Origin of the sequence: Streptomyces sp. FH025 (assembly GCF_017427025.1) — a bacterium.
Classification (GTDB): domain Bacteria; phylum Actinomycetota; class Actinomycetes; order Streptomycetales; family Streptomycetaceae; genus Kitasatospora.
Genome location: NZ_JAFLNG010000412.1, coordinates 1 through 7044, shown reverse-complemented (window position 1 = coordinate 7044; position 7044 = coordinate 1). Strand labels below are relative to the sequence as shown.

The window sequence follows — 7044 nt, the reverse complement described above, 5'->3', positions numbered from 1 at the left end:
CCGCTGGAGGTTGGCGCGACGGCCGGGGCGTGTGGGGCGTTCGTGATGTTCGGCTTCACGGATTCCCCGAACCCCGGGGCGGTTCTCCTGGAGACGCTGACGAGCAGCCACTACATGGAGCAGCAGGCAGAGCTGGACGGCTACGGGCTGGTCTTCGAGTACCTCCGATCAGCGGCCCTGAACCCTACGGACTCGCTGGATATGATCTCCGCAATCGCGGCGGAGATGTGAGCACGAGACCAGACAGAGGTGTGAGCGCAATGACCGTACCGGAGATCGCTGTTCGGGGTTGGTACAAGAGCAGCTACAGCGCTCAGGCGAACGATTGCGTAGAGACCGGCCGCCTTGAGTCGAGCGGGATGGCTGTTCGGGACTCGAAGGATCCGGGCGGCCCGGCTCTCCAGTTCACCGCAGACGCTTGGGCTGCCTTCGTCGGCAGTGTGAAGGCTGGCGAGCTCCTGGGCGGGTAGACAAGTCTTGGCATGAATGCTCGGATCCAGCAGCTGTGCCGCTAGGAGTCGTCTTCAAAGCTGATCAAGTGATGAGAGATCATGTTCGCCATGGTGCGTCGTCATGAGCTTTCGGATGCCGAGTGGGCTGTGCTGTCGCGGTTCCTGCCCGCTTCGGGGGTGGCGGGCAGGCCACGTTCGGATGATCGGCTGGTGCTGAACGGGATCGTGTGGAAGCTGCGGACCGGCACGTCCTGGCGGGACGTGCCGGAGCGCTATGGCTCCTGGCAGACCCTGTACACCCGTTTCCGCCGGTGGGCACTGGACGGCACGTTCTCGCGGATGCTCCACGCGGTCCAGGCGGAGAAGGACGCGGCCGGAGATATCGACTGGCTGGTGTCGGTCGACTCCACGATCGTGCGGGCCCACCAGCACGCCACCGGCGGTAAAAAGGGGCTCTCGACCGGGACGAAGCGGGTGATCACGCCCTCGGTCGATCCCGTGGCGGACTGAGCACCAAGCTCCACCTGGCCTGCGACGGACGCGGCCGCCCGCTCGGCTTCGTCCTGTCGGGCGGCAACACCAACGACTGCACCCGCCTGGAACCGGTCCTGGAGGCGATCCGGGTCCCCAGGGTCGGGCCGGGGCGTCCGCGTACCCGGCCCGACCACGTCATCGCCGACAAGGGCTACAGCTCTCGCGAGATCCGCGCCTACCTGCGCAGACGCGGCATCCCGCACACCATCCCCGAACGCGTCGACCAGGTCAACGGACGTCTCACCCGCGGCTCACACGGCGGCCGGCCACCCGGATTCGACCGCGCCGTCTACCGGCTCCGCAATGTCGTCGAACGCTGCTTCAACCGCCTGAAGCAATGGCGCGGCCTGGCCACCAGATACGACAAGACCCGCGAGTCCTACCAAGCCGCCATCACCATCGCCTCGATTCTGCTCTGGATTTGATCTTTGAAGACGATGCCTAGGCATCGGAGGGGTGGGGCATGCTCGCATCGAGTCTCGGGAACGTTGTCTGGCGCAAGAGCGGTTACAGCGGACAGGGTGGTGACTGCATCGAGGTAGCCGAGGTTGTTCCCGCCATCGCTGCCGGACTTGGGTGGTACAAGAGCCGCTACAGCGGGCAGGGCGGTAACTGTGTCGAGACGCAGGTGAGGGTGACAGCTACGGCAGTCCGGGACTCCAAGGACCCGGATGGGCCGGTGCTGATGTTCCCGGCTGATGGTTGGGCTTCGTTCCTCGCCGGGGTCAAGGGCGGAGAGTTCCCGTCCACCTGAACCAACAGAGGTGCCCCGCACAGGCCGTGGCCGTGCGGGGCACCTCTCTGTGGTGTCTCTCTGTACTTCTTCTTTTAGAAGTCGTCGTCGAAGGAGACCGAACCCTCAACCGCGACCTGGTAGGCCGAGACCCGGCGCTCGAAGAAGTTGGTCAGTTCCTGGACGTTCTGGAGCTCCATGAAGCCGAACGGGTTGGTGGACCCGTAGCGGATCGGGAGGCCGAGGCGGGCGAGGCGCTGGTCGGCCACAGCCTGGAGGTACTCGCGCATCGAGGCGGTGTTCATGCCGGGCAGGCCGTCACCGCACAGGTCCTGGGCGAACTGGAGCTCGGCCTCGACGGCCTCCTCCAGCATCTCCGTCACCTGCTTGGCCATCTCGTCGTCGAAGAGGTCGGGCTCCTCCTCGCGGACGGTGTCGACCACCGACATCGCGAAGTCCATGTGCATGGACTCGTCGCGGAAGACCCAGTTGGTGCCGGTCGCCAGGCCGTGCAGCAGGCCGCGGCTCCGGAACCAGTACACGTACGCGAACGCGCCGTAGAAGAACAGACCCTCGACGCAGGCCGCGAAGCAGATCAGGTTGAGCAGGAACGCCCGCCGATCTTCCTTCGTCTGCAGCGAGTCGATGTGGTCGACCGCGTTCATGTACTTGAAGCAGAACTGGGCCTTCTGGCGGATGGAGGGGATGTTCTCCACCGCGGCGAAGGCCGCGTTGCGGTCCTCCGGGTCGGGCAGGTAGGTGTCGAGCAGCGTCAGGTAGAACTGGACGTGCACGGCCTCCTCGAACAGCTGACGCGACAGGTACAGCCGCGCCTCCGGGGAGTTGATGTGCTTGTAGAGGCTCAGCACCACGTTGTTGGAAACGATCGAGTCACCCGTGGCGAAGAACGCGACCAGCCGGCCGATCAGGTGGCGCTCGCCCTCGCTCAGCTTCGCCAGGTCGGCGACGTCCGAGTGGAGGTCCACCTCCTCGACGGTCCAGGTGTTCTTGATCGCGTCCCGGTACCGGTCGTAGAAGGACGGGTAGCGCATCGGGCGCAGCGTCAGCTCGAAGCCGGGGTCGAGCAGCATCTTGCGGTCTTCGGACTGAGACATTACTGGCAGGCCTCGCAGGACTCGGGGTTCTCCAGGGAGCAGGCGATGGCGGCTTCCTGCTCCGGGGTGAGGGCGGGGGTGTTCACAGGCACGGGCGCGGGCGCGGCGGCGCGGGCGGCACCCGACGCGGCCTGGGCGATGCGGGTCGCCGGGCGCGAGCGCAGGTAGTAGGTGGTCTTGAGACCGACCTTCCACGCGTACGCGTACATCGAGCTGAGCTTGCCGATGGTCGGCGCCGCCATGAACAGGTTCAGCGACTGGCTCTGGTCCAGGTACGGCATGCGCGCCGCGGCCAGGTCGATCAGCGCGCGCTGCGGCAGCTCCCACGCGGTGCGGTACAGCGACCGGACCTCGGCGGGCAGCCAGCCCAGCTCCTGCACGGAGCCGTTGGCGTCGCGCAGCGAGTCGCGGGTCTGCTGGTCCCAGACGCCGAGCTCCTTGAGCTCGCGCACCAGGTACGGGTTGACCTGGAGGAACTCACCGGACAGCGTCTCGCGCTTGAACAGGTTGGACACCTGCGGCTCGATGCACTCGTACACGCCGGCGATGGACGCGATGGTCGCGGTCGGCGCGATGGCGAGCAGCAGCGAGTTGCGCAGGCCGGTCTCGGCGATGCGGGCGCGCAGCGCGGTCCAGCGCTCGCCCCACTGCGGGGCCACGTCGAAGTGGTCGATGTGGAGCTCGCCGCGGGCGGCGCGGGTCTCGCCGTACGCCTCGTGGCGGCCGAGCTGCTCGGCCAGGTCGGCGGAGCGCTCGTACGCGGTGAGCATGATGCGCTCGGCGATCAGCGTGGACAGCCGGGCGGCCTCGGCCGAGTCGAAGTCGATCCGCAGCTTGAAGAAGACGTCCTGGAGGCCCATCACACCGAGGCCGACCGGCCGCCAGCGGGAGTTGGAGGCGCCGGCCTCGACGGTCGGGTAGAAGTTGATGTCCACCACGCGGTCGAGGAAGGTGACGGCGGTGCGGACGGTGGCGTCGAGGCGCTCCCAGTCCATCGCGCCCAGCAGGTCGTCGGCCGACGCGCCCGCGGCCACGTGCGCGCCCAGGTTGACCGAACCCAGGTTGCAGACGGCGGTCTCGGAGTCGTCCGTGACCTCCAGGATCTCGGTGCACAGGTTGGAGGAGTGCACCGTGCGGCCCGGCAGCGCGGTCTGGTTGGCGGCGCGGTTGGAGGCGTCCTTGAAGGTCATCCAGCCGTTGCCGGTCTGCGCCAGGGTGCGCATCATGCGGGCGTACAGGGTCTGCGCCGGGATGGTGCGGACGGCCTTGCCGGCCTGCTCGGCCTTGCGGTAGGCCTCGTCGAAGTCGGAGCCCCACAGGTCGACCAGCTCGGGCACGTCGGCCGGGGAGAACAGCGACCAGTCCTCGTTGGCGTTGACCCGGCGCATGAACTCGTCCGGGATCCAGTGCGCCAGGTTGAGGTTGTGGGTGCGGCGGGCCTCTTCGCCGGTGTTGTCGCGGAGCTCCAGGAACTCCTCGATGTCGGCGTGCCAGGTCTCCAGGTAGACGCAGGCGGCGCCCTTGCGGCGGCCGCCCTGGTTGACGGCGGCGACCGAGGAGTCGAGGGTGCGCAGGAACGGCACGATGCCGTTGGACTTGCCGTTGGTGCCGCGGATCAGGCTGCCGCGCGAGCGGATGCGCGAGTAGGACAGGCCGATGCCGCCGGCGTGCTTGGAGAGGCGGGCGATCTGCGCGTAGCGGCTGTAGATCGAGTCCAGGTTGTCCAGCGGCGAGTCGAGCAGGTAGCAGCTCGACATCTGCGGGTGGCGGGTGCCGGAGTTGAAGAGCGTCGGCGAGGAGGTCAGGTACTCCAGGCGGCTCATCAGACCGTACAGCTCGGCCACCTCGCGCACCGACTGCTCGTTGTCGCCGACCGCCAGGCCGCAGGCGACGCGGAGCAGGAAGTGCTGCGGGGTCTCGATGACCTTGCGGGTGATCGGGTGGCGCAGCAGGTAGCGGGACTGGACGGTGCGCAGGCCGAAGTACTCGAAGCGGTCGTCGCCCTCGGTGTCGATGAGCGCGTCCAGGGCGGCGGCGTGCTTGGCGACGAAGGCCGCGGTGGTGTCGCCGATCAGGCCCTCGGCGTGGCCGACGGCGATCGAGGCGGAGAAGGAGACCGAGCCCTGGCTGTTGGCCTCGTCGACGATCTCCAGGGCGAGCAGGCGGGCGGCCAGCTTCGAGTACTGGGGGTCCTCGGCGATCATCGACGCGGCGGCGTCCACGGCCAGCCCGCGCAGCTCGGCGAAGTCCGAGCCGGCGTGGCGGCCGCGCAGCGCGGCGGCGGCGACATGGCCGGGGTCGACCTCGGTGAGGTCGGCGCTGCGGTCGGTGAGCAGCCGCAGCAGCGCGCCGCCGGGGTCGGAGACCGTCGGGTCGGTGAAGGCGGTGCCGGTGCCCTGGGCGGGCAGGGTGGCTGAGGCAGCGGTGGTCAAGGCGCTCTCTCCTGGCGGCGATCGGCGGCGTGATCGGGGTCACCCGGGCCGTTCAGGGCAGGGGAGATCGGCGCGCACGCGGACAGCGGCGTGCGACGGTGTCTCCCCGGCCCGCCCGCGAGGCCCGGAGGGGTACTGCTCGTGCTGGCGCGCGGCCTCTGCGGGAGGGCCGTGGCGCAGGCCGTCGGCAGGTACTCGGACTCGCGGACACGGCTCTGGAGCCGCCCGCACACCGCTGCGGGGCAGTCCCGGATTCGCACCGGGTTCCCCTGCATCAACAGCAGAAGCGAGCATACATGTAGTGCCGCCTCACTATGGCGGCACCATATGTTGTGCCTGTCGTGTCGCGGGTGTGGGCAGGCCGGGTGAGCGGTCAGTGCTTCAGATAGACCTTGTACGTACTCGAATCACCGGTCGGCGAGGTGAATTGGGCGATCAGCCGGTACTGCCCGCTGGTGGCCAGCGCGGCGCTCAGGGCCCGGTCGGTGGACTCGGGCGCGGTGCTGTCGAGGACGACCATGGTGAACCATCCGTCCCGGATCGCGGCCGCGCTGCCGTCGTCGCCGTGGTGCTGCACCCCGGCGCCGTCGCGGTAGTCCGTGCCGGTGCGCGCGGAGACCCACTGCTCGGGCGTGGAGACGCCGCCGAGGTAGTACTCGGCCAGTCCGTCGACCTCGGTGAGGTAGCGGCCCTGCGGCACCGCGTGGACCCGCAGGACGGCCAGCAGGCGGCCGGAGTCGGGCCCGTTCTGGTAGCGCAGCGCGGACTGTTCCAGGCCGAGGGCGAGCAGCGCGACCCAGACCAGGATGCCCAGCTGGGGGTGGCGGAAGTGGGCGCCGACCAGCCGGGTCAGGCCGACCCCGGCGAGCGGGGCGGCGAGCAGCATGCCGTAGCCGAGGTGGCGGAACAGCGCGCCGGAGGTGCCCGTCCACAGGTGGGCGGCGGGGATCAGCAGGGCGGTGGCGGTCAGTGCGGTGCCGAGCAGCACGCGCCGGCCGCGGGTGGTGGGGACGGTGTCCTTGTCCGGCGCGTCGTGCTCGTTGATCTGCTCGCGGCGGGCGTACGCGATGGTGCCGGCCACCGCGAGGACGGTGAACAGGCCGCTCCACTGGACGGTGCTGAGCAGGATGGAGCCGGCCGAGCCGGGGGCGTTGCCCTGCGAGGGGGACCACCCGGCGACCTTGCCGAGGGTGCCGTACGGGAGCAGCAGGAGGGCGGTGCCGACGGCCAGCAGTACGGCGCGCAGCGCGGCCTGGGAGAGGCGCCGGTGCGGCCAGGCGGTGGCCAGGGCCAGCGCGATCAGGGCGGGCAGTGCGAAGGCCGCCGAGTACGCGACGGCGCAGGCCAGCGCGGCGGCCGGGGCGGCGAGCAGGACCAGCGCCGGGTGGCGGCGGGCGGTGAGCACCGTGGTCCAGGCCGCGAGGGCGACCAGCAGCACGGCGAGCGACTCGGGGGCGGCGTAGAAGCCGACCACGACGGTGGACTGGAGCACGGCGTAGACGGCGATGGCGCAGATGGCCACCCGCTCGTTGAACAGCCGCCGGGTCAGCGAGTACAGCAGCGCGGTGGTGGCCAGCGCGAAGCCGAGGCTGAGCAGCCGGGTGCCCCAGATGCCGTTGGCGTTCGCGGCGGCGCCGGCCAGCGGCGGGTAGAGCCAGGGCGAGCCGGGGATGCGGTCGACCAGGTCGGTGGTGACCGGCGTGCCGTGCAGCAGGTGGGCGAGCAGCTGGCGGCCGGCGACCATGGTGGCGGCCTCGTCGGGGTGCGCGGCGGCGAGC

General features: G+C 69.8%; 7 protein-coding genes and 1 riboswitch. Of the genes, 4 read left to right on the top strand and 3 right to left on the bottom strand.

Going from position 1 to position 7044, the window contains the following annotated elements:
- From J0670_RS25335 to J0670_RS25320, 4 genes are all read left to right on the top strand, one after another.
- Window positions 1-231, top strand: a 231-nt coding sequence (locus J0670_RS25335) for a Scr1 family TA system antitoxin-like transcriptional regulator (protein ID WP_243437495.1), incomplete at its 5' end; no start/stop codon positions are given.
- 29 nt (window positions 232-260) lie between these two features.
- A complete protein-coding gene (locus J0670_RS25330; RefSeq protein ID WP_207813972.1) occupies window positions 261-470 on the top strand; it encodes a DUF397 domain-containing protein in 210 nt (69 codons plus the stop codon).
- Window positions 471-560: 90 nt separating this feature from the next.
- A protein-coding gene (locus J0670_RS25325; RefSeq protein WP_374223161.1) for an IS5 family transposase occupies window positions 561-1411 on the top strand; the annotation gives its coding sequence in 2 pieces (ribosomal slippage) (window positions 561-915 and window positions 915-1411; 852 coding nt in all).
- A 38-nt stretch (window positions 1412-1449) separates the two neighbouring features.
- Window positions 1450-1740 carry a DUF397 domain-containing protein gene (locus J0670_RS25320; RefSeq protein ID WP_207813971.1) on the top strand — a complete coding sequence of 97 codons (291 nt, stop codon included), beginning with the start codon at window positions 1450-1452 and terminating at the stop codon, window positions 1738-1740.
- Window positions 1741-1814: 74 nt separating this feature from the next.
- Here J0670_RS25320 and J0670_RS25315 read toward each other — a convergent pair whose 3' ends face one another.
- The 3 genes from J0670_RS25315 to J0670_RS25305 form a co-directional block, all read right to left on the bottom strand.
- On the bottom strand, window positions 1815-2834 hold the full coding sequence (locus J0670_RS25315; RefSeq protein ID WP_207813970.1) for a ribonucleotide-diphosphate reductase subunit beta: 1020 nt from the start codon (window positions 2832-2834) through the stop codon (window positions 1815-1817).
- Window positions 2834-5242: a ribonucleoside-diphosphate reductase subunit alpha gene (locus J0670_RS25310; protein ID WP_207813973.1), complete on the bottom strand. Its 2409-nt coding sequence runs from the start codon at window positions 5240-5242 to the stop codon at window positions 2834-2836. Before J0670_RS25310 ends, J0670_RS25315 begins: the two co-directional genes overlap by 1 nt.
- Before the next feature lie 192 nt (window positions 5243-5434).
- Window positions 5435-5590, bottom strand: a riboswitch (cobalamin riboswitch).
- A gap of 49 nt (window positions 5591-5639) precedes the next feature.
- Window positions 5640-7044: glycosyltransferase family 39 protein (locus J0670_RS25305; RefSeq protein ID WP_207813969.1), on the bottom strand; the 1405-nt coding region annotated here is incomplete at its 5' end.